The organism is Archangium sp., from assembly GCF_036388035.1.
In the GTDB taxonomy this organism is placed as follows: domain Bacteria; phylum Myxococcota; class Myxococcia; order Myxococcales; family Myxococcaceae; genus Archangium.
Genome location: NZ_DASVSO010000123.1, coordinates 1 through 24,287, shown reverse-complemented (window position 1 = coordinate 24,287; position 24,287 = coordinate 1). Strand labels below are relative to the sequence as shown.

Below are 24,287 nucleotides of genomic sequence, written 5' to 3'. Positions count from 1 at the left end.
CGCCGATGTCAGAGCCCCCCTCGCCCGCGCCACGGCAGGGCGAGCTGGCCTTGAGGTGATAGTAGTAATCCCAGGAGGAGACGAAGAGGGGATTGGAGGAGAAGCTGTTGGGCCCCTCGGTGACGCCGAAGTAGTTGCCGCCGGAGTGGTTCCAGACGTCGTTGTGGGAGAGCGTCACCACGCCGGCGCCGCTGGTGCGGTTGATGCCAAAGCTGTGGTTGGTGACGATGCTGTTGCGCACCTCGACGGTGTTGCCACTGGTGCTGTGGGTGATGTTGATGCCGTAGGCGCCGTTGGAAGCGATGGTGTTGTGGAGCAGGGAGGCGTTCGCATTGGTGATGGAGACGCCTGCGTTGCTGTTGGAATGAACCAGGGTGTGGTCCATGACGAGGGTGCCGCCAGCGCGCGCGGAGGCGCCGGTACCGTTGACGGTCAGGACGCCGGAGGAGAGGGTGGCGGAGGTGCCGGAGCCGGAGACATCCAGGGCGTAGTCGGCGTGGCGGATGATGACGTGGGAGAGCGTGCTGCGGGTGCCCGCCTCCACGCGCACGCCGCGCCAATAGCCGGAGCCACCACTGCTGTACGTGTCGTACATGAGGGTGACGGGGCTGGTGCGGGTGCCCATCACGCGCAGGGTGCCGCGCACGATGATCTCCGCCTTGGAGGGGTCGGCACCTGAACCCATGCCATCCCCTTTGTTGGCCAGGATGGTGGAACCCGGGGCGATGGTGAGGGTGACGCCGGGGGGCACGAGGAGGTCGCCGTACAGGGTGTTGTAGCCGGAGAGGGTGGTGTCCTCGTAGAGGGTGCCTTGCAGGTTGGGCGTGGGCTCCCCGCTGAAAGGCAGGGCGCCCAGGTCCGAGCCATCCGAGGCAGCGTGGCGAGCAGGAGAGGCCGAGGTGATCCGGAAGTCGTTGTAGGCGACGAAGAGGGGGTTGGCGGAGAAGCTGTCGGGCCCCTCGAGGACGTTGGAGTAGTTGGCGGTGGAGTTGTTCCAGACGTTGTTGTGGGAGAGCGTCAGCGTGTCCGAGAAGCTGTTGGTGCGGCGAATGCCGTAGCTGTTGTAGCCGCTGTAGCTGTTCTGGCCGACGATGATGCTGTCCTGCACGGTGATGTTGTAGCTGCCGGAGACGTTGTTGATGTCGAGGCCGATCGGGTTGTAGACGAAGGTATTGTGGAGGATCGTGGCGTTGCCATCGGCCAGGGCGATGCCAGACCAGGTGTTGGAGGAGACCAGGGTGTGGTCCACGGCGAGGGTGCCGTCGTGGCTGACCAGGGCGCCGTAGAGGTTGTCGGTGAGGGTGCTGGCGGTGACGGTGACGGAGGTACCGGCGCCAGAGACCTCCAGGCCCGTGCGGGCGTCGCGGATGATGGCGCTGGAGAGCATGCTGCTGGTGCCGGCCTCCACGCGCACGCCTTGCCAGTTGCCATCGCCCGCGGAAGCGGCCCGGAAGGTGACGGGTTTGGAGCCGGTACCCAGCACGCGCAGGGTGCCGCGCACGATGAGCTCCACCCTGTACTTGTCCGTGCCTCCGCTCGCCCCGTCGGTCGCCGCCGCGATGACCACCACGCCGGGCTGGATCGTCAGCGTCACACCCGCGGGAACGACCACATCGCCTGTCAGCGTGTGGGGATTGCCCGCGGGAGTCCACGTCGTATCACTGTCGAGCTGTCCCTGGATGTTGCCCGCTGAGGCGGTTCCCGCCACCAACAGCATTCCCAGCAGTACGGCGAGCCTCATGACTCCCCCCCGAAAAGATGAACGGCATGCGTGGCGATGATGCAATCAATCGCGGGCAGCTCGACAGCGCCAATTCATGGTCCACCTTTTCGCCGCGCGGTGGATGATGAGAATCAAGCACATCCATCGACGCAAACAGCGGCTCCAGCACATCGGCGCGGGCCGCCTCTGGCGGCTGGGAGCCACCAAAGCGTAGTAGAGGGTGATTCCATGGAATTCAGACAACTAGGCGGTTCGGGATTCAAGGTGCCGGTGCTCAGCCTCGGCACCGGGACGTTTGGTGGCACCAACGAGTTCTTCAAGGGCTTCGGAACCAGCGACGTGAAGGAGGCCACCCGGCTCGTCGACGTCGCGCTCGACGCCGGGATGAACATGTTCGACTCGGCCGACGTGTACTCCGGCGGAGTGGCCGAGGAGATCCTCGGTCAGGCCATCAAGGGCCGCCGCGAGCGGGTGATCATCTCCACCAAGGCCACCTTCCGCACGGGCACCGGCCCCAACGACGTGGGCTCGTCGCGCTACCACCTCGTCCGGTCCTGTGAAGCGAGCCTGCGCCGCCTGGGCACCGACTTCATCGACCTCTTCCAGCTCCATGGCTTCGACGCCGTCACGCCCGTCGAGGAGACGCTCAACGCGCTCGACGACCTCGTGCGCGCCGGGAAGATCCGCTACATCGGCTGCTCGAACTTCTCCGGCTGGCACCTGATGAAGTCGCTGGCCGTGTCGGAGCGCTACAACCTCGCCCGCTACGTGGCGCACCAGGCGTACTACTCGCTCGTCGGGCGCGAGTACGAGTGGGAGCTGATGCCGCTGGGCCTCGACCAGAAGGTCAGCGCGGTCGTGTGGAGTCCGCTGGGATGGGGTCGGCTCACGGGCAAGCTGCGGCGCGGCCAGCCCCTGCCGGAGAACACCCGCCTGCAGAACTCCGTGACGGCCTCGCTCGGCCCGCAGGTGCCCGAGGAGTACCTCTACCGGGTCGTGGACGCCCTGGAGGAGGTGGCCAGGGAGACCGGCAAGACGGTGCCGCAGATCGCCCTGAACTGGGTGCTGGGGCGGCCCACGGTCGCCAACGTCATCATCGGCGCGCGCACCGAGGAGCAGCTGCGCCAGAACCTGGGCGCACTCGGCTGGAGCCTCTCCCCGGAGCAGGTCGCGAAGCTCGACGCGGCCAGCGCCCTGCCCTCGGCCTACCCCTACTGGCATCAACGGCAGTTCGTCGAGCGCAACCCCTTTCCCACCTCGTGAGTGTCACTCATGTTCCGCATCGAGACAGAGAAAGAGCTGCTGAGCGCCTTCCGCTCGAGGGATCGCAAGTTCGTCGAGCTGCCCAAGGGCACCCGCGTCCCCCTCTTCATCCGCGACTACCTCGCGTGGGTGGATCCCTACGGGGTTCGCGTCTTCCTCGTGTTCACCGCACCGGGCGCCCAACGGCCCACGGGCATCGCCTTCCGCCGCGACCAGCAGGGGGACAAGACCAGCGCGACCGGGGTGTGTGACTGGTGCCGTGCCGCTGGCGCATCGGACCAGATCGGGCTGCTCACCACGGATGTCGATTCGAAGCGCCGGGTGGGTGTGAATGTCTGCCTGGATCTCCGCTGCGGCGAGAAGCTGGAGGCCGCGGCGAACCTGTCCGGTCGGAGTGTCTTGGACGACAACCGGCAGCTCATCGAGCGCATGGCTCGCTTCGCGAGCGAGGCGCTGGGCATCGAGTTCAGCTCGGACGCGTGAGCTGCGAGACACACGGGTTGATGAAGCTGTGCTTACGCCACTCCATGGGCCCAGCGGCCTCCGGCTCCGCCAACGCGCTCCGCTCCGGTATAGGGTGCCCTCCAACTGGAGAAGGAGAAGCCCGTCGTGCCCTCGTCCGCCGCTGTCCGCCCTGACGGCCCCGAGCCCCTGAACGTCCCAGCCCCCATGCCCTCCCCTCTTCCGAACTCGCTCCCGGCCCTGGAGGAGCGAGCGGCCGCGGGACGCTTCGGCTGGAAGGGCCCGGTCTTCATGCTCTTCGCGCGGCTGGTGCTCGCGTTGCTCGCGCAGGCCCTGGTGGCGGGCCTGTTCGCGCTCCGGGGCCATCCAAGCCCCTGGGAGGCCTCCGCGCCCTGGTTCACCGTGTACGGGACGCTCATCGACATCGGCTGTCTGGTGGCGCTCTGGCGGCTGACACGCCGCGAGGGGCTCGGCCTCTTCGACCTCGTGCGCACCCATCCCATCCGCCCCGGCGCCGATGTGCTGCTGGGGCTCGGCTACCTGGTGGTGTACCTGCTCGTCGGAGGCGTCGGCGGCGCCGCCATCGGGTTCCTCATCTACGGCGCACCCCCGGCGGCTCCCATGGGGGGGCTGCCACTCTGGGGCGCGCTCTACAGCGTCCTCGTCTGGCCCGTCCTCTGGGGCTTCACCGAGCAGCTCCTGTACAACGGCTACGCCCTGCCCCGGCTGGAGGTGCTGTCACGGCGCGCGTGGGTGCCCATCGCGCTCGTGGTGTTCTTCTGGACGGTGCAGCACGTCACGCTCCCGCTGCGCTTCGACGCCCAGTTCATGCTGTACCGGGCCCTGTCCCCCCTCCCGGCCGTCGGGCTGATGGTGGTGCTGTTCCTGCGGCAGCGCAGGCTGCTGCCCCTCATCGTGGCGCACATGCTCGTCGACGCCCTCTCGGCGCTCTCCGGGTTCCTCGCCCAGGGCTGAGGGCCCCCGCGGCCTCAGTACCCTCCCCCGGTGTCGTCGCCGTCCGAGGGGAACTTCAAGGTGGTGAAGACGGGCTCGCTGCCGCACTCGTCCTTGTCCGAGGGGAACTTGCGGGTCTGGGGGCCACCATTCCCCTTGCCGCCCGCCACCTGCTCCAGCTCCTGGGCCTCCAACAACCGCGCGAAGAACGGCTTGTTGTCCTTCCGCGGTGCCTTGTCCTTGTCGTGCTTCTTCATGGCCAGCCTCCTGGAGGACTCCAGTCCTCCAGGGGGATGGAGTGCCCGGAAACGGGATGTCACGGGAGGTGGACAGCGGGCATGGCCCCCTGCTCGTCCAGCGGGTTCTCCAGACCTCCGAGGGCGTCCTCGGAGCCCCGGAGATGTCAGACCCATTGGGTAAACCTTGCTCATGGCCGCCCGAGAGGGCGGCGGAGTTCCACGCCCAACCTGGAGCATCACGTCATGGCTACTCGCAACTCGTCCGCCCGCCGCCGTTCCACCGAGCAGACCAAGAGCGCCTTCGAGGAGCTGGCCCGCAAGAGCCGCAACAAGCCCGTGGTCTCGGTCAAGGAGCAGGAGGCACAGCAGTCCCACGCCCGCGGCGTGCTGACGGAGGTGTCCGGCCTGTCGGCGGAGTCGGCCGTGAAGAAGGTCACCGAGGCCGGCCTCACCATCAACAAGACGCTCGGCGGCATCAACGAGCAGGTCATCTCGCTCGTCGAGGAGCTGAAGAAGCTCGATGAGGCCATCAAGCTCAAGACCGAGGAGCTGGCGGCCCTGCACGGCAAGGACGTCGCCGCCAGCGCCATCGACGTCCTGGTGGCCGAGCACGACAAGAAGAAGGCGGAGCTGGAGGCCGAGCTGAAGCGGCTCCACGAGGAGATCTCCGAGGAGCGCACGAAGTTCGCCGCGGACCTCGCGGCCGAGCGGGAAGCCGCCGCGGTGGCGCGCAAGCGGGCCGAGGAGGAGTACGTCTACGACATCCAGCTCCAGCGCAAGAAGGAGCAGGACGCCTTCGCCGAGCAGCTGCGCCAGCAGGGCGCCGCCGAGCGCGACCGCAAGGAGAAGCTCGAGAAGGACTGGGCCACGCGCGAGGAGGCGCTGAAGCTGCGCGAGAAGGAGCTGGAGGAGCTGCGCCGGCAGGTGGCGGACTTCCCGGCCGTGCTCAAGAAGGAGACGGACGCGGCGGCGGCCATCGCCGGCAACCGGGTGAAGCATGACTGGGAGATGAAGCTCACCCTGGCCCAGAAGGACGCCGAGACGGCCCAGCGCGTGGCGAGCATGGAGATCTCCTCGCTCAAGGAGACCAACGCGCGGCAGGCGCAGGCGCTCCAGGCGCTCCAGAACGAGCTGGTCGAGGCCAAGCGGCAGGTGCAGACCATCGCCGAGAAGGCCCTGGAGTCCGCCTCGGGTGCTCGCGCGCTCGCCGAGGTGCAGGGCGTCATCGCCAGCCGGGACTACACCAAGGGCAAGTAGGCGCCGCTTGCGCCTCCGAGCGCCCCGTCCCCAGCTTCGAGGGGAGTGACCGCGACCGTCACCCCTCGGAGCTCTGCCCCATGCCCACGCGCGCTCGGAAGACGCCCCTCCGAAAGACCCGGAGCCGCCGTCCCACCCACCCCAAGCTCCTTCGCTCTCCCAGCGGGCAGCACGCCCGGAAGGCCCCCCGGGAGAAGTGGGTGTACCTCTTCGAGGAGGGGCGCGGGGACATGAAGGAGCTGCTCGGCGGCAAGGGGGCCAACCTCGCCGAGATGACCCTGCTCGGGCTCCCCGTGCCGCCCGGCTTCATCGTCACCACCCGGGCCTGCAACGCCTTCCTCGCCGCGGGCAACCGCTTCCCCGAGGGGCTCTGGGAGCAGGCGCTCGTGGCCCTGCGCAAGCTGGAGAAGCGCACCGGCCGCTCGCTCGGGGACCCGGACCATCCGCTGCTCGTGTCCTGCCGCTCCGGCGCGAAGCTCTCCATGCCCGGGATGATGGACACCGTGCTCAACCTCGGGCTCAACGACGCCGTCGCCGAGGGCCTCATCGCCCAGACGGGGGATGCGCGCTTCGTCCACGACGCCTACCGCCGGCTGGTGCAGATGTTCGGCACCGTCGTGCTCGGGCTGCCCGGCGAGCCCTTCGAGCGGGTGCTGGAGGAGTACCGGCACCGCCGGGGCACCGAGAACGACGCGGCGCTCCCCCCCGAGGACTTGAAGGCGATTGCCCAGACGTTCCAGCGCCTCGTGCGCGAGCGGAGTGGCCGCGACTTCCCGCAAGAGCCCCTGGAGCAGCTCCGGCTGGCCACCGAGGCCGTCTTCCGGAGCTGGAATGGCAAACGGGCCGTGGACTACCGCAACGCCGCGGGCATCCCCCATGACCTGGGGACGGCCGTCAACATCGTCACCATGGTGTTCGGCAACCGGGGAGAGGACTCGGGCACCGGCGTGGTGACGACGCGCAACGTGTCCACGGGCGAGCGGCAGCTCGAGGGCGACTACCTCTCCAACGCCCAGGGCGAGGACGTCGTCGCGGGCACGCGCCCCACGCTGCGCATCGCCGCCCTGAAGGAGCTGATGCCCAGGCAGTACGCCCAGCTCGAGAAGCACTGCCAGAAGCTCGAGCGGCACTTCCGGGACGTGCAGGACGTCGAGTTCACCATCGAGCAGGGCAAGCTCTGGGTGCTGCAGACGCGGGACGCCAAGCGGACGGCGCAGGCCGCGGTGCGCATCGCGGTGGAGCTGGTCGAGGAGCGGCACCTCTCGCGCAAGGAGGCCGTCCTGCGGGTGAAGCCCGAGCAGGTCGACTTCTTCCTGCACCCGCAGTTCTCTCCCGCCGAGAAGAAGGCGGCGAAGGAGCGGGGGGACCTGCTCGCCACGGGGCTGAACGTGTCGCCCGGTGCCGCCAGCGGCGTGCTGGCCTTCGATGCCAACACCGCCGAGCGCCAGGCCCGCCAGGAGAAGAAGGCCGTCATCATGGTGCGGCCCGAGACCCGGCCAGACGACGTGCACGGCATGCTCGCGGCCGAGGGCATCCTGACGAGCCGGGGCGGGCGCACCAGCCATGCCGCCCTGGTGGCGCGACAGTTCGGCAAGCCCGCCGTGGTGGGCGTCTCGGCGATGGAGGTGGACTGCGAGCAGCGGCGGCTCACCGTCGCCGGGCGCGTGCTGCGCGAGGGGGACATGGTCTCCATCGACGGCAATACCGGTGAGGTCTTCGCGGGCAAGCTCGAGACCGTCATCCCGGACCTGTCGGACCCGCACCTGCTGAAGCTGCTGAAGTGGGCCGACGGCTTCCGCGAGCTGGGCGTGTACGCGAACGCGGACTACCCGCGCGACGCACGGCGGGCCCGGGAGCTGGGCGCGGAGGGGCTCGGGCTGTGCCGCACCGAGCACATGTTCTTCGAGACGGAGCGCCTGCCGCTGGTGCAGCGGATGATCCTGGCCCGGAGCGAGGAGGAGCGGGACGAAGCCCTCTCGCGGCTGCTGCCCTTCCAGCGCGAGGACTTCCTCGGGCTGTTCCGGGCCATGGACGGCCTGCCCGTCACCCTCCGCCTCCTCGACCCGCCCCTGCACGAGTTCCTCCCCAGCCACGACGGCCTGCTGCACGACGTCACCGAATTGGAGACACGGCTGGAGCTCACGAAGGGGAGCCCCGAGACGGCGAAGTGGGAGGAGACGCTCGCGGAGAAACGGCGCCTGCTCGAAGCGGTGGAGTCGATGCGCGAGACCAACCCCATGCTGGGCCTGCGCGGGGTGAGGCTCGGCATCCACCTGCCGGCGCTCGTGCGCATGCAGGTTCGGGCCATCTTCGAGGCGGCCTGCCAGTGCACCCGCGAGGGCGTGCGCGTCTTCCCGAAGATCATGATTCCCCTCATCGCGCACCGCAACGAGCTGCGCGTGGAGAAGGAGACGCTCGAGGCCGAGGCCCGGGCGGTGATGGAGGAGCAGGGCTTGGAGGTGGAGTACCAGTTCGGGACGATGATCGAGATTCCCCGGGCCGCGCTCACCGCTGACCAGCTCGCCCAGGACGCGGCGTTCTTCTCCTTCGGGACGAACGACCTCACCCAGACGACCTATGGCATCTCGCGCGACGACGCGGAGACCGGCTTCCTCAGCGAGTACCTGGAGAAGCGCATCCTCCCGGAGAACCCCTTCGCCACGCTCGACCAGCGGGGCGTGGGGGCGCTCATGGAGCTGGGCGTGAAGCTCGGCCGTAAGACCCGGCCAGAGCTGGACATCGGCATCTGCGGCGAGCACGGTGGGGACCCGAAGACGATCGCCTTCTGTCACCGCATTGGGCTCGACTACGTGTCCTGCTCGCCCTACCGCGTGCCCGTCGCGCGCCTGGCCGCGGCCCATGCCGCGCTCACGCCCCACTCGTCAAAGGTCATGGGAGATGGGGGTGGTTCAGCTTGTAGTTGAGCCCGAGACGGTGCTCGGTGCGAGTCAAGGGAGCAAGGTTCTCGAAAACATTCGACCCGAACGACCGATGCTGGTGGTTTGAGGGAGGAATATGCTTTCGCCATGGGCGTGACCTTCTTCTGGCTCTCTGTCTGCATCCCCCCCGAGCACTCCTCCGAAGTTGCCTCGAGCTTCGCCGCAGCAGTAGCCGCCTCGCCCGTGAGCCCGTACGCGCGCCAGTTGCTAGACCGCTGGCGCGAGACCCCGAGCTCTCTTTCTCCCGAGGCTATTCCCGATCCTGCAAGTCCTGGCTTCTGGACGTTCCCCGAAGGGACCGAAGAGTTCGAGGAGCTCTTCCGCCCGGAGGCGCTGAGTGCGTTCGGGCAGGGCTTCATCAGAACAGGCACGGAGGCGCACGGCTGGGGCATCCAGCTCGACGAGGACAATGGCAACCTGATGATAACCGACCGCGTCCCAGCCCCCGCCGCCTTGTACTTCGGCTTGGGGGCAGAGAAGGCAGCACACCTACCCGGCCACTTCGGCGCCCTCTTCGTAGCCCCGAGCGATGTTGGCGGGCTTCTGCCAGCCCTGGAGGCCGTGCTCGAACGCCCCTCCCCGGAGATGCTCGCGCGGGCCCGGAGGTGGCTGAGAGGCGGGAACAACACCCGCGTCCGCCCCGAGGAGGTGTTCGATTTCATCCCCCACGCCCTCCGGAAAGCCGAGGCGCGGAAAGAAGGAGTGTTGGTGCTCACGGCCAGGGGCTGACCTGAAGCCGCAATTCGTGCCAGACACCATGCGCGTCGTCCAGACATTGGGACGTCAGCGTTTGCACCCCGTCACCACGACCTTGATCGCCAGGCCCGCCTCTTCCAGTGCTGGCATCAGCGCGGCCTTGTGCTCCTCGGTGCTAACCCCGACCGTAAAGTCATACCCACAGGCCCGCGCGATTCTGCTCTCTTCCTCGAATTCGACCAGCTCGTCCGCTATCTGCTTCTTTTGGACGAACCGGTTGTACCTGCCGAACTCGTCCGTCTTGATCTCCCACAGCACGCGCACCCCGACTTGCAGCGCGTCGAAGGCCTTGCCGGCTACAACCGCGTCCTTTCCCGGCCAGCGGTTGGGCGGATACCAGTCGGCGCAATCGTCGTGGGCCCTGTCACCGCCGCGGTGCTTCTCCGGAAAGGCCTCGCAGCTGGGGTCGCGCTCCCTGTCGGTGGGCTCGGGAGGCAGCGGTGGCGGCCAGTCCTCCCCCGCCGGCTCCGGCTTGGGCCGCCGCTTCGTCTTCGGCTGCTGAGGCACGGGCTTCGTCTCTGCCACCGGCCGCGCCTCCGGCACAGGACGTGTCTCCGGAACGGGCCGCGTCGGCGGCGGCCGCCCCTGGGGACGGCCCCGCTTCTCGTACGCCTCCAGCGCCTCTGAAATGGCGAAACCCACCACCACCACGCCCACGACGACCACGGCCCCCACCACCAGCTCCGGCGCCGCGAGGACACAGACCCCGATGCCCACGGCCCCAGCGCCCGCGGAGGCGACTGAGCACCGGCCCGTGGGGTCCCTGAACCGCACCCGCTCCTGGTCGAGCGCGTAGAAGCACCGCTCCACCAGGTCGGCCCAGGGCTGGCTCGCCTCCTCAACGACGCACCGGCCCCCATCCGTCCAGGGCAGCTTCGCCGCGCGCCGGAGGTTGGCGACCACCAGCTCCTCGCCCAGGTCCTCGGCCGCCACCTGGGCACGCCCCCCGCGCCGCAAGCTGCGTGAGGTGCCGGTGAGCGTGCCGCCCATGGAGTAGCTCGTCGCGCACGCCAGCTGCAGCCCGAGCACGGCCGCAACCACCCCCCACGCAGCGCGCCTCGGCGAGCCCCAAGAACTCCACCAGGCCTCGAGCTGCGTTCCGCCGCCCTCCCCCACCGCAGGACTCGGGTGCTTCTTCAACATGGGCTCGTGTTTCCAGAACTTCGGTTTGACGGCCTCGAACTCCTTGCGAAATTTCTCGAGCTCCGCCCCCGATACACGAGCGGCGAGCCACCCCGTAGCCAGAGAACCTCGAAGGCCCCAGGAGTCAGCCCACCCGCTGCTTCGGGCTCCCCTCGCCCGAGGACTCCGCGTGCAGCGCGGACACGTCGACCGGCTCGGCGCGCCCCTTCACCCGGATGGGGCCGAGGCTCTCGACGCGCAGGCCGGGCTCGCCGCCCAGCGCGTCCGCCACGGACCGGCTCATGAGGATGGAGTGCTCGGGGTAGTCCTTGGTGAGCGCCTCCAGCCGGGCCGCCACGTTCACCGTGTCGCCAATGACGGTGTAGAGCAGCCGCTCGGGCGAGCCGATCTGCCCGGCCACCACCTCGCCCGCGCAGATGCCGATGCCCGTCTTGATGGGGAAGTCCCCTCGCGCGACACGCCGGGCATTGAGCACCACGAGCCGCTCCTGCATGGCCAGCGCCGCCCGGGCCGCGCGCCGCTCGATGGTCGCCTGATCCACCGGGACGCCGAAGACGAGCACGATGGCGTCTCCGATGAAGTTGTTGATGTAGCCCTGGTAGGGCCGGACGGCATCGGCCATCTCGGTGAGGTACTCGTTGAGGAGCGCCACCACGCCCTGCGGGTCCATCCGCTCGGACAGGCTGGAGAACCCCCGGATGTCCGAGAACACCACCGCCACCCGGCGCGTCTCGCCCCCCAGGCGCAGCTCCCCCCCGAGCAGCTTCTCCCGCACCTCGGGGGACACCACGCGCCCGAAGATGTCTCGCTCCCGCTCCCGCTCGGCGAGTCCGTTCGCCATGGTGTTGAAGGCACGGGCGAGCGAGCCCAGCTCGTCCTCGGAGTGGACGGGGACCCGGGCCTCGCCGTACTCCCCCTGCTCCACCACGCGCGCGGCCCGGGTGAGCGCGAGCAGCGGTCGCACGATGCCGCGGGCCACCAGCAGGGCGAGGACCGTCACGACGAGCCCCACGGCCAGCACGCTCAGCAGGGTGCGCCGCGCCAGGGAGACCAGCGGGGCCGAGAACTCGTCGTCGGGCATCTCGACCCCCACCGTCCAGGAGCGTGTCTTCATGGGCGCGAAGCCCACGATGAGCTGCCCGCGCGAGCCGTCGGTGTAGCTCGTGTGGCCCGGCTCCTTCGCGCCGATCATCTCGCGCCCCAGGGTGTCCAGCCCGAGGCTCTGGATGCGCTCGATGCCCACCGAGGAGAAGCGCCGGTCGAAGACGGGCAGCCGGAGCACCTCGGGGGACAGGGGCGTGAGGCTGTGGAACAACAGACCACGCTCGGTGTGGCTGAGGATGACGCCGTACTCGTCGATGAGGAAGCCGCGCCCACGCGCGCCCACGCGGAGCGAGCCCACCATCTCCATCAGTGACTCGCCCTGGAGCTTGAGCACGACCACGCCGGTGGCCTGGCCCCGGGCATCGCGCACCACGTGCGAGAAGAAGAGACCGGGCCGGGCGGTGGTGCTGCCGGTGAGCAGCTCCGAGACGTAGGAGCCTTGCGCGAGGGCCCCCTGGTAGTAGGTGCGGAAAGCGTAGTCCTTGCCGAAGTTCTCCGGGTGCGTCGCGGCGACACAGGTGCCCTTGCTGTCGAGCAGGAACACCGAGAAGACGTCGGGATTGGAGCGCACGACGTTCTCGATGGCCCGCTGCACGGAGGCGCGCGCGGTGTCACCCGACTCGGCGGCGGAGAGGAAGTCCACCACCTCCGCGTCGGCGGCGAGCTGGGCCACGGAGCGGCTGGTGTCCGTGACGAGCTGATCCAACCGCGCGGCGGTGGTGCCGGCGAACAGCTCCAGGTTGAGGTGGGCCGTCCGCCGCACGCTGGCGAGGGCCTCGCGGAGGTTGTAGGCCGCCGTCAGACCCATGGGCACCAACGCGACCGCCAGGAAGGCGAGCGAGAGCTTGAGGGCGACAGGCCAGGAGGAGGGACGCGACAGACGCATGGATACCCGGGCCCGCATTCTACCCTCGGAAGCCACCTCCGCCTAAGAAGCCAGCCCGCCTGGGGACTGGGCGAGCCGCACAGAGCCGCGGCCCTCGGGGTACCACGAGCCTCGGCGGTGAGGTGGGGGAAGAGCCCACCGCCCTGGAAGGCATGGCCGATGCGCTGACGGACGGCGCGTAGGTTCTCTCAAGGGTCATGTTCTGCAAACCCAGGCCGGTTTCTTCGAGACGGGTCCCTTGCCCGGCCTGGAGGCGCTCTCCACCTTCGCTCCGCTGGTTCGCCCTCGCGGACCGGTGTCCCCCTGAGGAGGCGACATGCCCTCGAAACTCCCGCTTCTCACCACCTGTGCGCTGCTCTCCCTACCCGTCGTCGCGCAAGCGGAGTCCAACCCCCGTGCCCTCAGCATCCGCGTCCAGTGTCCCCTGGACAATGTCCGCCTGGGGCCCGAAGCAGCGGCGGTGCGCGACTGCCGCGCCCTCAGCGGTTGGTTCGAGGGCCGGCTCGACTGGCGCAGCGGCGGCAGGGTCGGTGACGAGACCTCCGGCACGCTGCTGTTCTCGGAGTTCGGCCGCTTCTACGCCACGCGCGGCCTCGACGGCGAGATCCTCATCTACGTCGATGGCAACAACATCCCGGAGGACTTCGCGCAGCGCTACCTCACCCCGGGGCCGGACAATGTCCTGACGTCGCCGGACCTTCGCATCCTGCTCTACCTGCGCAAGGGCGCGGACTACGAGAGGCTCACAGACCAGCGGTTCATGCCCGTGGCCAGCGCGGCCTGGGCCCGGTACGCGGAGGAGTCCCTGCGCTTCACGGGCGAGCTGAGTGGTGACGTGGTCGGCCCTCAGGACGCCACGCGGGTGGTCGCGATCCAGGATGTGCCGGTGGCCGTCACGCCGCTCACCCCCGGACAGGAGCTGCGCTTCGACGGACTCCAGTGGTTGCCCACCAGCCCCTCTCCCCTGCTCGCGGGAGCCGGTCTCCAGGGGGGCAGCTATGACGGCCAGCTTCCGGCCACCTTCTCGGTGGTGTTCGGCACGGGCCCGGGCACGGTGACGGAGGGCTCCGACGCGCGACTGCCGCCCGCGCCGGGCACGGCGGGACAGCTCCTGTACTCGAACGGCTCGAGCTGGAGCGCGCTCTCGCCGGGGGCTCCGGCCCAGGTGCTGCACGGTGGCGCCACGCCGACCTGGGGCCCGGTGGTCCTGGACTCCGAGGTGGGTGGCGTGCTGCCGGCCGCGAACGGTGGCACGGGGCTGAGCGCTCCGGGCTGGGCGGGCAACTTCTTGCGGAGCACCGGAACGGGCTGGACCAGCGGTCCGCTCACCGGCGCGGATGTCCCGGCCGGCAGCGGCCACTACATCCAGAACCAGGGCGGCGTGGCGCAGAACGCCCGCATGTGGATCACCGGGCAGGCGAGTGTCGGCGGCCTCCAGGTGGGCGAGGGCACCTCGTTCCAGAAGCTGCAGATGGGCACGCTCTGGCTCAACCCTCCCAGCAAGTGCACCGGCTACCCGGTCATCAAGTGCAACTACGTCTACTCGCTCTGGTTCCCCAAGGCGTTCTCCTCGCCGCCGACGGTCGTCGTCACGCCCCGCAGCTCCTGCTCGAACTGCGCCGACATGTTCACCACCACCACCCGGAACGTGACGCAGACGGGCTTCCAGCTCGTGATCACGCGGAGCGACGCGAACCATGATGGGGAGAGCTGGGGCCAGTTCCTCCAGATCGACTACCTGGCCGGCAACTGAGGCGGAGGCTCGCATGAACCCACGTCGCTCCTTCCAGGTGCTGGCTTCCGTCGCGCTCCTCGCGGTGGGAGGGCTCCTCGGTCTCCACATCTACCGTCTCGAGACCCGTCTGGCCTCGCTGGAGGCGAGCGCCGAGCGGCGGGGCACCCCGGAGGGACAGGAAGGCGCCACGTCCCTTCCGGTCCCCCCCGCGCGACAGGGACTGTCCCAACCCGAGGCGCTCCCGCCCACCCGGCGCGGCCTGCGGCTGGATGAGGGGGCGGCGCGGCGGGTCGCGAGCCGGCTCGGGGACCAGCTCGGCCTCGAAGCGACGAGGGAGGAGCGGCTCGCCCGCTTCCTGATGGCCTTCTACCTGCGCGAGGCCCTCACGAGCGCGCGGGCCCAGGGCGAGGACGTGTCCGAGTCGGAGGCGAGCTACCCCGAGCTGCTGCGGGGAGACCTGAAGCAGGAGCTGCTCGCGCTCCGGCTCACCCCGGCGCAGCTCGCCACGCTGTCGCGGGAGACGCCCGGCCTCGACGCCCTCCTGTCTCGGTAGAGCGACGTGATAGAGCGGGGGCGCCATGTCCCTCGCGTCTGGATTCCCACCCCGTCCGCGGTGCCGACCCGCCGGCCTGCTGCTCGTCCTGGTGCTGATGATGTCACCGGAGGCGGCGGCGCAGATCGTCAACGTGCAGGCGCTCTTCGACGAGGCGACGTCTCCGATGGGCGTGTCGGGAGGCGCGGAGCTGTCCCTCGACTGGCGCACGGGCAGCACGGACCTGCTGGTGACGCGAGCCCTCGTGCTGGGCCAGTGGCGCACGGAGAAGCACACGGTGATGGGGGTGGTACGAGGCGAGTACGGCTTCGCCAACGAGGAGCTCATCGTCAGCAAGTTCCTTGAGCACCTGCGCTACCGCTACCGCTTCACGGACTGGCTGACGGGGGAGACGTTCGTCCAGCACGAGCTCGATGCCTTCCGGCGGCTGCGGCTGCGGGGACTCGTGGGAGCGGGGCCCCGCTTCATGCTGAGGAGCACGGAGGGGGCGTCGCTCGTCCTGGGAGCGGCGATGATGTTGGAGTACGAGCAACTGCGCCATGACGGCGAGCCGGACGCGGGCGCGGAGGCGTTGGACCCGCGGCTGAGCAGCTACGTGATGGGCCGGGTGAAGCTGATGGAGAACATGAGCCTGGTGGAGACGCTGTACGTGCAGCCGCGACTGACGCGCTTCTCGGACGTGCGGCTGCTCAACGAGACGCTGCTGCTGGTGGAGCCCAACAAGCGCTTCACCTTCAGCATGGGCTTCGTCCTCACCTACGACTCGGCCCCGCCGGCCACGGTGTCGCGGCTGGACACGCAGTTGCGCTCCGGCATCGGCGTGAAGTTCTGAGACGCCCCCTCACCGGGCACACGGCACGTCGGAGCACTGCCCCCACATCCCCCGCCCCGCCCGCTGGGCCGAGGACTCGAGCGCCTGGAACTCGGAGCGCCGCGACTCGCCCGCCGGAGGCACATAGAGGACGCAGGCATACCCCTGCTCGGCGAGCTGCGCATTCACCTCCTTGCCGTCCACGGTGACGTACGCGAGCAGCCGCCCGTAGCGGTCGGTACACGCCTCGCCATACGTCAGCCGCACGTTGCGCCCCTCGACGAGCGAGCGGTTGAAGTCCCGCGCCGCCGCGCCAAAGCACTCGCGCTTGCCGCCCGTGCTCTCCGGCGTGTCCACGAGCAGGTAGCGCACGCGCTCGCCCCCCTGGAGCACCACGGTGTCGCCATCCACGACCCGCGACACCACGCCGGCCCCTGGGCCACAGGCGGACTCCGAGCCGCACGCCCAGAGGACGCCCAGCCCCATCCCGAGCACCCCGAGCACCCCCGGCCCGCCGCTCACGGGACGCATGGACGGTTCTCCGCTCCGGGAGTGCCCCGGTCCACCGCGTTGTAACCCACGCCCTCCGGCGTCGGGCAGAAGTTCGTCTCCTCATCGTTGCGCAGGGAGTCCCTCCGCGAGGGGGCGAGCTGCCAGGACACCCCGGGCGTCGCGGCGCGCGTCCACGTCACCTCATCGAGCAGCATGTCCTTCAGGGTCAACCGGAGCGCATGGGCGCCGCTGCTGTTGCTCAAGCCAAAGGCGAAGGTGCCCACCACCGAGGACACTCCGCCATTGGCCTTGGGCACGTCGCCGCGCGCGAGCACGCCATACGTGCCCGCCCTCAGCTCCCGACACGGCTCACCCTCGAGCGGCACACCCCGCCCCCCCTCGTCCGAGAGGGTGACTCCGTTGAGGTCCACGTCGCGCTGGGCATACACCTCGACCCACTCGCCCTCGGTGTCCAGGACGAGTTTCGGATCCACCATGAACTCCGTGATGACCAGGTCCCCGGGACGTGGAGGCGACACGCTCCGCAGCAGGCCCGTGCGCGGAGACCTGCACACGTCCACGCCGGCGTCGGAGGACCCACCGGGACTGGCACAGGCCGGATTCGCGGCTCCCGGACTCCTGCGCGAGCCACTACCCGCATCGGGCGTCCCCGCATCGGGCGGAGGTGCGTCACACCATCGCTCCAGCGCGTCGTTGTCGACGGCATCCGGGACGAGCCGCCCGTCGTAGATGCGCGACACGCCCGCACGCGTCGGCCCGGAGTAGCGCACCTCGTCCACGACGACATCTCCACAGCGCAGCCCCACGAGCCCACCCGCGTTGCCCAGGGCGCCCAGGGTGTCACCGTAGGAATGGCTCACGGGGGCCGGGAGCGACTCGGAGCGCACGTCCCCGAGCACCACATACCCTTTGGGCTCCACCGGCACGGACGCCTCGAAGAGATAGGCCCGCTCCTGCGAGCCATCCGCCCGCGCCGCGTAGAGCAGCAACCCCTGGAGGTCCACCGCCGAGCGCCCGGGGTTGTGGACCTCCATCCACTCCTGTCCGGTGTCCGCCCCCTCCGGGTCGGGCAGCAGCTCGGTGAGGACGACATCTCCAGCCCTCCACCCCTCGCAGGCAGGCTCGACCTCTCCCAAAGGCAGACCACAGGCGCTGCCCGCGAGCGACAGGACCACGACACGACAGACATCGAGAACGGCTCTCTCCACGATCGACTCCATTTAGAAGCGGCCCTCCAGCTCCAGCCGGAAGAGGTGCTGTGGTGGCTCGGGGGGCGAGCGCGCGCCCTCCGGGGACTTCAGGTCCAGCGCGAGCTCGTACCGGGCACGGGCCCCCAGCTCGGAAAGGGCCGCCCAGGCCACCTCCAGCGAGGTCCGCAGCCCCTGCGTCAGCCGGGTGCGCTCGGAGAGGTCCTCGTCCCGCCAGCTCGCGCGCCCGTGCAGGCGCAGCGTGGGCAGCGGCCGGAAGAGGACGTCCAGCACCGCGCTCCCATCCTTCTGGAAGCCCTCGGGGTGGCGATCGCTGCCCGTCAGGGTGTGCTGGTACTGCACGGCGAGCGCCAGGCTCTCGGTGGCCTCGAGCCGCACCCGACCCGCGAGGCGGTACTGCTCGCCGCCACACGGGAGGGGCGCACCGCGCGACGTCCCCTCGGTGCCCTCGAAGCACAGCCCGGGCCCATTGCGTCCGAGGTCCTTGTTGCGATGCTCCACCCACACCGAGGGCTGGAGCTCCGACATCTCCACGTAGTCCACCCGGGCGGACGTCCGCAGTTGGACGAGGCCGGGCACCTCGCCCCCGGGAGGCTGCGTCCACACGTCCACCGCCCCCGACAGCCGCCACGCCTCCTGCGCCGTCCGGTGCAGGTAGCGCAGCCGGGCCCCCACCTCATTGCTCGCGCGCAGGCCCTCGAACTCGTCGGGGCTGGAGACAGGGCGGCCGTAGGGGTTGGCGAAGTCGCGCCCGTAGTAGCGCAGCGTCAGCTCCAACTCCCGCGCCCGGTCGCCGAGCACCGTGCGCTGCACGGCCCCGAAGCCGCCCCCCTGCCCGGCGGCGAAACCGCGCGCCCCCTCGAAGAAGAGGTCCACCGGCCCGGCGCCCCACGCGGCGTCCACGCCCACCGCGCCGAAGCCCCCGCCCTCGGGATAGCGGGAGCTCTCCCGGAACTCGAGCGCCACGCCCTCCACCGCCCACACCGGCCAGGAGCCCCAGCTCGTGAGGCCCAGCCTCGTGCGAGGCGAGAGCCCCACGGTGACATGGCCCCCCGCGGTCAGCTCGTGGAAGACGTCCGGCAGGGTGCGCGAGACGAAGCGCGAGACTCCCGGCACCCGCGCCCCGGGGAGCACGGCGAGCACGTCCGGCGCCTTGCGCGTCTTCGCGTCGAGCAGCTCGTATTGGGAGATGTCTCTCGACTGGTACGAGCCGAAGCCGGTGAGGGACAGCGCCAGTCCCTCCACGCCCCCGTGCACGGTGCCCACCACGCCGCGAAAGCCCTCCGTCCCGCCGAAGTCCGGCGTGACGCGCCCCTCGGCCTCCTCCGCCGAGCAGGCGCCCGCCCCGGACAGCATGCAGCGGCGCTCGGGTCCGCCGGGCACGAGGAAGGCCGCGTCGGGCACGAAGCCATCCGGTGCCGGGCGGCCCGTGGTGTCGAGGGTGAGCCGCTGCGCGAAGCCCAGCCGGTACGTCCCCACCAGCACCGAGGCGTGCGCTCCCGCCCACATCACATGGAGCTTCGGCAGCGCGAACGCCACGCCCGGGAGCCCGGCCGTCAGCGCCCGGCGGCGCGAGTCGTAGCGCACGGGGCCCAGGCGGCGCCGGGTGAGCGTGGCCACACCTCCACCTCGAAAGCCCAGGGGCGCGTCGACCTGGGCCTGGAGCAGCACCGGAGGCACCAGCGCATCCGCCGCGGCGTACGCCGTCAGCAGCCTCACGCGCCCGGAGATGTCCCGAGCCCCCCGCTCCTCGTCGACGAGGAAGGGCCGCAGCCGACGGAGCTGCTCGGCGGTGAGCACCCCGGCCTCCACGAGTTCCCCGGGTGCTCCCAGGCCCCCGCTCCGCGTCCGGTACGCGACGATGGCCTCCACCTGCGCCCAGGTGAGGCCCGGCAGGGTGTACAGCCCCTCGCGGCTCGCCGTGCGCAAGTCCACCCCGGCACGCAGCACCTCCAGCAGCGTCGCGAAGTCCTCCTCCGAGAGGACCCCGTCCTCGTACAGGGCCCGGAGGTCCCCCTCATCGGAGATGGCGAGCTCCACCTCGTACGGCTCGGCCCTCGCACCGGGCGAGGCCAGGAGGGTCCACAGGGTCAGCAGGGCAGGCAGGCAAGCAGGGCGCACGCGGCCGGCCCCTGCACGAAGGAGACCAACGAGGACACCTCGGGGACCCCACCTGCGAGGTGTCCCGCGCGGGGAACCCCCATCCAGACCGCGGACCCGGCTCGCCGCCCGCCCACACTCTGGGCGTAAGAATCGAATCTCCGAGAGGGTTGGCCCGGAGCGCCAGGGACATTATCGTTCTGCCCGGCCGTCTTCCGCCGCTCCAGCCTCCATGGGCCACGTGCACATCATCCGAGACTTCGCCTCCCCGCAGGAGGGCTTCTCCCGTACCGTCCGCATCTACACGCCGGAAGGGTACGACCACGCCCCCCATCACCAGTTCCCCGTCCTCTATATGCACGACGGGCAGAACGTCTTCGCCCATCACGAGTCGGCCCTGTTCGACACCTGGTGCGCCAACCTCGTCCAGGAGCACATGGTGAGCGAGGGCCGGGAGCCATGGATCATCGTCGCCGTGGACTCGGGCCCCGGGCGCCTGGAGGAGTACTCGCCCTGGGACGAGCCGCGCGGCAACGTGCGCGCCCGGGGTGACGCCTACTCGCGCTTCATCGTCGAGACGCTCAAGCCGTACGTCGACGGCGCCTACCGCACGCGCCAGGGCCCCGAGTGGACGGGCATCATGGGCGCCTCACTCGGCGGGCTGATGTCGCTCTACCTCGGCTGGAAGTACCCCGAGGTGTTCGGCCGCATCGGGGCGCTGTCGCCCTCCGTCATGTGGAGCCAGTACAAGCTCTTCGAGAACTGGACGGCCCACACCCGGAGCTGGTCGCGCATCTACCTGGACGCCGGGGAGCACGAGTGGATCAACCCGGCCGGCGTGCCCATGCCCTATGGCGAGGCCACGCGCGACTTCTACTTCCACCTCAAGCAGCTCGGGTACGCGGACCACGAGCTGTTCCTGGTGCTGGAGCCGGGCGGGCTCCACCACGAGCGCGACTGGCAGCGCCGGCTCCCGTTCGCCATGCGCTGGTTGCTGAGCTGACGAAGCGCGCCGAGGGCCCTCGGGCCCTCCCTCACACCGTGGTCTGGATGAGGCGCACGGCCTTGTGCATGTCGGCGAGGCTGTCGTGGCGGGTGAGGTACATCTCGTTGCCCATGGCGCTGTGGTAGACGGCGGGCATCTCGCGGTGCATGAGGAGCGAGTCGCCGAGCTTCGCCACCAGCTCCGCGTGGGTGTAGCGGTAGCGCCGGGTGGCGCGCCGGGCGCTGTGGCACACGTGGTAGCGAGGCGTGTAGCGGAACTCGTGCAGGTCCTCGCCGGTGAGGACGCGGGTCCAGAGCCGGTACACGTCGATGTTGCACGCGTAGTTCATCATGTCCGTCATGTAGCCACCGGGCGGGCGCAGGTTGGCCTCCAGGGCGACGTAGCTGCCATCGGACAGGCGGAAGAACTCGAGGTGGAACCAGCGCTCGCGCAGGCCGAGCGCGGCCACGGCGCGGCGGCCCAGCGCATCGAGCGCGGGAGGAATCTCCTGGAGGCTCCAGAAGGAGATGTCGCGCTGCTCGAGCACCACCTCCATGACGCCATCGCTGTACTCGTGGCTGAGGCGGAAGATGATGTTGCCCTCGCGGTCCACCAGGCCGTCATAGGTGACGATGGCGCCGCGCACGAAGGCCTGGGCCATGTAGCCGGGCAGGGGCGCCTTCAGGGCGGCATCGACCTCGGCGTCGGTGGTGACCTTGAAGGTGTGAGCGGCGCCGACGCCCACGTCGGGCTTGAGGACGAGCGGGTAGCCGACGCTCCGGGCGAAGGCCTTCACCCCGGCGGCGTCCTTGACGGGGATGCCATCGGGGTGGGCGACGCCGGCCTTCTTGAAGACATCGTGCATGCCCAGCTTGGTGCGCAGGCGGGCGATGTCGGCGGGCAGGAGGCCGGGGACGTGGAAGTCCTCGCGGAGGCGGGACTCGACCTCGAGCCAGGTCTCGTTGAGCGAGTCGATGCGGTCGATGCGGCCGTGGCGCCAGGTGAAGTAGCCCATGGCGCGCAGGAGGGCGTCGTAGTCGTTGAGGTTGGGGGTGAAGAAGTACTCGGAGAGCGACTCGCGCAGCTCGTGGCGCAGGGAGTCGTAGGGGGTATCGCCGATGCCCAGGACGTTGACACCGCGCTCGCGCAGGGCGGTGACGAAGTGGAAGAACTGAGGGGGAAAGTGGGGCGAGATGAAGACGACGTTCATGGGCGGGTCGGCACCATAGCGCGACCTGGGACGCTGCCCATATCCCGTCCGACTTCGGGGTGAAAACCGGCCCCTCCCCCTCCCCCCGGGAAGGCCGGGGTGGGGGTCCTTGGGTCCCCAACCGTCCGGATTCACGGAGAGCGAACGGGGGAAGCACCCAGCACCCGGCCAGGAGCCTCCAGCCCGGCATGGTGCCGAGCGGCGAACAGCAGCGCGAGCGCGCTCAGGAGGTGCCAGAGCGCGTGCCCTTGCAGCCAGTGGTTGTCCGGCTCGCACCACACCCGAGTCACGTCCACGACCGAGCACGCCGCCGCGGCGGCCATCAGCCCCACGGCCCGCCAGAAGTCCCGGTAGGACTCGCGCCGGTCGGCCCGCCGGGACAGGGACACCTCGGTGCCCACGATGACGAGGACCGCCACCAGCACGACGAGCTGGTAGGGAATCCTGACGTGCCGCATCACCGGTATGGCCAGGGTGCACCCCACCGTCAGTCCCACATGGACGTGCCCCACCCGTTCTGGCCGAAGCCACCCCATGCGCCGCAGGTTCAACGCGACCAGCAGGAAGGCCAGCACGTACATGCCGATGAAGTCCAGGAGCTGGGTGGCGAAGTTGTTCGTGGCGTGGAAGACGAAGGAGAGCACGCCCACGAGGGACGTCGTCCACGCGAAGCGCCCCATGGCGCGGCTGCCCGTGGAGTGCCACCGCCACGCGCACCACAGCCCCACCGCGAGGTAGACGAGGTTGGACCAGGCATTGGCGGGCTCATTCACCCAGGAGCACAGGGTGGCCTCGCACCACTTCACGTTCGGCGCCCCCCAGGAGGCTCGCATGTCCCACCAGGGGCAACCGGGCTGGAAGAGTGCCTCGGGAGTCGCCAGGGCAGTCATTCGTCAAACCTACCTCGAGGATTCGGAAGGGCCGCTGAGCACGGGAACGAGCCGCGCGCGGACTTCCTTCAGGTACTGGGTGAGGCCCGTGTTTTCTCCACGCCCCTCCAGAAGCACGAGGGGCGTCTCCGCCAGGCAAGCACGCTCGCGCTCCAGGTCTCCCTGTGTGAGTTCCGCCAGGGCGACCTTCGCGTCATTCTTGGCACCATGCTCGCGAGCAGTCAGGCGGTGAGCCTCGAGAACGGGATTGAAGGAGAGCCTCTGCTCTGACGCTTCAACCCGTGCCACCTCTTCGGCGTTCTCGGGTTTGAAGCCAACGAGCACCCAGCACTCACGCTTGGGCTCGGCCAGCCCGATGACCACGGGGAACGGCCAGGGCTTGTCATTCCGTGCCTGTTCGAGGCCCTCACGGCGCCGCGCGTCTCCGTCGCTGTCCCGCACCAGCACCACAGCAGCAGGACGGCGTTCCGAGGAAGCCAGCAGGGTGAGCGCGAGCCGAGCCATGTAGGCATCCGGCTGCCCGGGCTGACCACCGAACTTGCCGAAGATCCCTTTGAGGCCGACCCGCTGGCACTCCTCGCGAACAGAGGCCCATTTCAGGAAGTCGGTCTCGGGCCTTGCGCCTCTCCACCTTCGATAGGAGTCCAGTGTCTCGGGTTCGAGCCAGGGAACATCTTCAAGCAGCACGCGATCGGCGAGCCCGCAGGCCGTCTCGCGATCCGCACGAGCCTCGCAGACGACACCGAACTCGTAGGAGGCCTCACTCATGGCTCGCAGTCTCGCCCGCCTTCTCCAGCCAGGACTCGCCCACCGTGCTCCAGAACTCGCCGGGGCTCATCAGGTCCTTCCACCGCTCGAACTCGGGGTGGGCGGTGAGCTTCTCGCAGCGGGCGAAGCCGTTCTCCGCGAGGAAGGTCATCCGGACCTCCTTCGGGTCGAGGTAGTTCAAGATGAACGGCGAGTGACTCGTCGCGATGATTTGCAGCTCTGGGTCGCGCTCCTGCACCTTGCGTAGAATCTCGATGAGCTTGCCCTGGGCCGCGGGGTGGAGCCCCAGCTCGATATCGTCGAGGAGCAGGAGTTGGGGCTTCTTGGGTCCCATGAGGACGGTCAGCAGCCCGAGTGCCATGATCGTGCCCTCGCCCGCCGCATCCGCCGCAACCCCCTTGGCCCCTCTCATGTCCAGGACGACCTTGTGTCCCCAGAGCGTACGCTTCTCGGGCACTTGGTGACTTTGCTCGTCCAACGAGATGGTTCTAATCGCTGTTCGCTCGACGGCTGCGCGCTCGATGCGGATGCGTCGGACCATGGGAACGAGCTGCTTGAGCGCGAGTTCTATTTGCTCGAAGACCTCATCACGCTCCAGCTTGAGATAGGCAAGCACGGCCGCGAGCCCACTCCCGTCACGATGGATTTCGGGTACAGCCTCGTCGCTGTACGCAGCCTCCGCCAGGAGTCTCGGCTCCAAACGCAGCACGGCCGTGGAGCTCAGGACTACCCCCAGACGGTGCCGCGCCCGCGTCAGAGCGCTCGACGCAACAGGCTCCACGAGGCGC

Annotated in this window: 21 protein-coding genes; 10 read left to right on the top strand and 11 right to left on the bottom strand. The window is 69.6% G+C overall.

All coding sequences use genetic code 11. The annotated features are described in order from the left end of the window. Window positions 1-1,741 (bottom strand): right-handed parallel beta-helix repeat-containing protein (locus tag VF697_RS05490; RefSeq protein WP_331092429.1); only part of this gene is annotated, 1,741 nt, incomplete at its 3' end. A gap of 210 nt (window positions 1,742-1,951) precedes the next feature. Here VF697_RS05490 and VF697_RS05485 point away from each other — a divergent pair. From VF697_RS05485 to VF697_RS05475, 3 genes are all read left to right on the top strand, one after another. After that, window positions 1,952-2,986, top strand: coding sequence for an aldo/keto reductase (locus VF697_RS05485; RefSeq protein ID WP_331092428.1), 1,035 nt, complete (start codon window positions 1,952-1,954; stop codon window positions 2,984-2,986). Window positions 2,987-2,995: 9 nt separating this feature from the next. Beyond that, entirely contained in the window at window positions 2,996-3,469 is a 474-nt protein-coding gene (locus VF697_RS05480; protein WP_331092427.1) for an FBP domain-containing protein, read from the top strand. 186 nt (window positions 3,470-3,655) lie between these two features. Then, window positions 3,656-4,423 carry a type II CAAX prenyl endopeptidase Rce1 family protein gene (locus VF697_RS05475; RefSeq protein WP_331092426.1) on the top strand — a complete coding sequence of 256 codons (768 nt, stop codon included), beginning with the start codon at window positions 3,656-3,658 and terminating at the stop codon, window positions 4,421-4,423. Window positions 4,424-4,437: 14 nt separating this feature from the next. On the opposite strand, the gene VF697_RS05470 is transcribed toward VF697_RS05475, so the two are convergent. Continuing rightward, a complete protein-coding gene (locus VF697_RS05470) occupies window positions 4,438-4,659 on the bottom strand; it encodes a microviridin/marinostatin family tricyclic proteinase inhibitor (RefSeq protein WP_331092425.1) in 222 nt (73 codons plus the stop codon). Window positions 4,660-4,884: 225 nt separating this feature from the next. On the opposite strand from VF697_RS05470, the gene VF697_RS05465 reads away from it, so the two are divergent. The 3 genes from VF697_RS05465 to VF697_RS05455 all read left to right on the top strand — a co-directional run bounded on the left by VF697_RS05465 (window position 4,885) and on the right by VF697_RS05455 (window position 9,566). Further along, a complete protein-coding gene (locus tag VF697_RS05465; protein ID WP_331092424.1) occupies window positions 4,885-5,898 on the top strand; it encodes a kinetoplast-associated protein in 1,014 nt (337 codons plus the stop codon). 80 nt (window positions 5,899-5,978) lie between these two features. Beyond that, window positions 5,979-8,822 carry a pyruvate, phosphate dikinase gene (ppdK, locus tag VF697_RS05460; RefSeq protein WP_331092423.1) on the top strand — a complete coding sequence of 948 codons (2,844 nt, stop codon included), beginning with the start codon at window positions 5,979-5,981 and terminating at the stop codon, window positions 8,820-8,822. Window positions 8,823-8,924: 102 nt separating this feature from the next. Next, on the top strand, window positions 8,925-9,566 hold the full coding sequence (locus VF697_RS05455; protein ID WP_331092422.1) for a hypothetical protein: 642 nt from the start codon (window positions 8,925-8,927) through the stop codon (window positions 9,564-9,566). Window positions 9,567-9,620: 54 nt separating this feature from the next. Here the strand turns inward: VF697_RS05455 and VF697_RS05450 are convergent, their stop codons facing one another. Together VF697_RS05450 and VF697_RS05445 are read right to left on the bottom strand one after the other, a co-directional pair. After that, window positions 9,621-10,622 (bottom strand): DUF6310 domain-containing protein, encoded by a 1,002-nt coding sequence (locus VF697_RS05450; protein ID WP_331092421.1) that lies wholly within the window; start codon window positions 10,620-10,622, stop codon window positions 9,621-9,623. A gap of 238 nt (window positions 10,623-10,860) precedes the next feature. Continuing rightward, window positions 10,861-12,726, bottom strand: a complete 1,866-nt coding sequence (locus VF697_RS05445; protein WP_331092420.1) for a cache domain-containing protein — start codon at window positions 12,724-12,726, stop codon at window positions 10,861-10,863. A 316-nt stretch (window positions 12,727-13,042) separates the two neighbouring features. Between VF697_RS05445 and VF697_RS05440 the strand changes: the two genes are divergently transcribed. From VF697_RS05440 to VF697_RS05430, 3 genes are read left to right on the top strand one after another with little or no spacing between them, the layout of a single operon-like run. After that, entirely contained in the window at window positions 13,043-14,479 is a 1,437-nt protein-coding gene (locus VF697_RS05440) for an H-type lectin domain-containing protein (RefSeq protein WP_331092419.1), read from the top strand. A 13-nt stretch (window positions 14,480-14,492) separates the two neighbouring features. After that, window positions 14,493-15,014, top strand: coding sequence for a hypothetical protein (locus VF697_RS05435; RefSeq protein WP_331092418.1), 522 nt, complete (start codon window positions 14,493-14,495; stop codon window positions 15,012-15,014). 25 nt (window positions 15,015-15,039) lie between these two features. Next, window positions 15,040-15,846, top strand: a complete 807-nt coding sequence (locus tag VF697_RS05430; protein ID WP_331092417.1) for a DUF481 domain-containing protein — start codon at window positions 15,040-15,042, stop codon at window positions 15,844-15,846. 9 nt (window positions 15,847-15,855) lie between these two features. Here VF697_RS05430 and VF697_RS05425 read toward each other — a convergent pair whose 3' ends face one another. The 3 genes from VF697_RS05425 to VF697_RS05415 are packed head-to-tail and all read right to left on the bottom strand — an operon-like array spanning window position 15,856 to window position 19,667. Further along, on the bottom strand, window positions 15,856-16,356 hold the full coding sequence (locus VF697_RS05425) for a thermonuclease family protein (RefSeq protein ID WP_331092416.1): 501 nt from the start codon (window positions 16,354-16,356) through the stop codon (window positions 15,856-15,858). Next, window positions 16,344-17,546 carry a hypothetical protein gene (locus tag VF697_RS05420; protein ID WP_331092415.1) on the bottom strand — a complete coding sequence of 401 codons (1,203 nt, stop codon included), beginning with the start codon at window positions 17,544-17,546 and terminating at the stop codon, window positions 16,344-16,346. Before VF697_RS05420 ends, VF697_RS05425 begins: the two co-directional genes overlap by 13 nt. A 12-nt stretch (window positions 17,547-17,558) precedes the next feature. Next, window positions 17,559-19,667 (bottom strand): helix-hairpin-helix domain-containing protein, encoded by a 2,109-nt coding sequence (locus VF697_RS05415; RefSeq protein ID WP_331092414.1) that lies wholly within the window; start codon window positions 19,665-19,667, stop codon window positions 17,559-17,561. Between the two features lie 211 nt (window positions 19,668-19,878). On the opposite strand from VF697_RS05415, the gene VF697_RS05410 reads away from it, so the two are divergent. After that, complete coding sequence (locus VF697_RS05410) at window positions 19,879-20,649, top strand: alpha/beta hydrolase (RefSeq protein WP_331092413.1); 771 nt, start codon at window positions 19,879-19,881, stop codon at window positions 20,647-20,649. A 31-nt stretch (window positions 20,650-20,680) separates the two neighbouring features. Here VF697_RS05410 and VF697_RS05405 read toward each other — a convergent pair whose 3' ends face one another. From VF697_RS05405 to VF697_RS05390, 4 genes are all read right to left on the bottom strand, one after another. After that, complete coding sequence (locus VF697_RS05405) at window positions 20,681-21,841, bottom strand: carboxylate--amine ligase (protein ID WP_331092412.1); 1,161 nt, start codon at window positions 21,839-21,841, stop codon at window positions 20,681-20,683. Window positions 21,842-21,972: 131 nt separating this feature from the next. Further along, window positions 21,973-22,731 carry a ceramidase domain-containing protein gene (locus VF697_RS05400; protein WP_331092411.1) on the bottom strand — a complete coding sequence of 253 codons (759 nt, stop codon included), beginning with the start codon at window positions 22,729-22,731 and terminating at the stop codon, window positions 21,973-21,975. Between the two features lie 9 nt (window positions 22,732-22,740). Further along, the gene (locus VF697_RS05395) at window positions 22,741-23,499 is read right to left on the bottom strand and encodes a hypothetical protein (protein ID WP_331092410.1); all 759 of its coding nucleotides are present in this window, start codon (window positions 23,497-23,499) and stop codon (window positions 22,741-22,743) included. Beyond that, on the bottom strand, window positions 23,492-24,287 hold a 796-nt coding region (locus VF697_RS05390), incomplete at its 5' end, for an ATP-binding protein (RefSeq protein ID WP_331092409.1). The genes VF697_RS05390 and VF697_RS05395, both read right to left, overlap by 8 nt.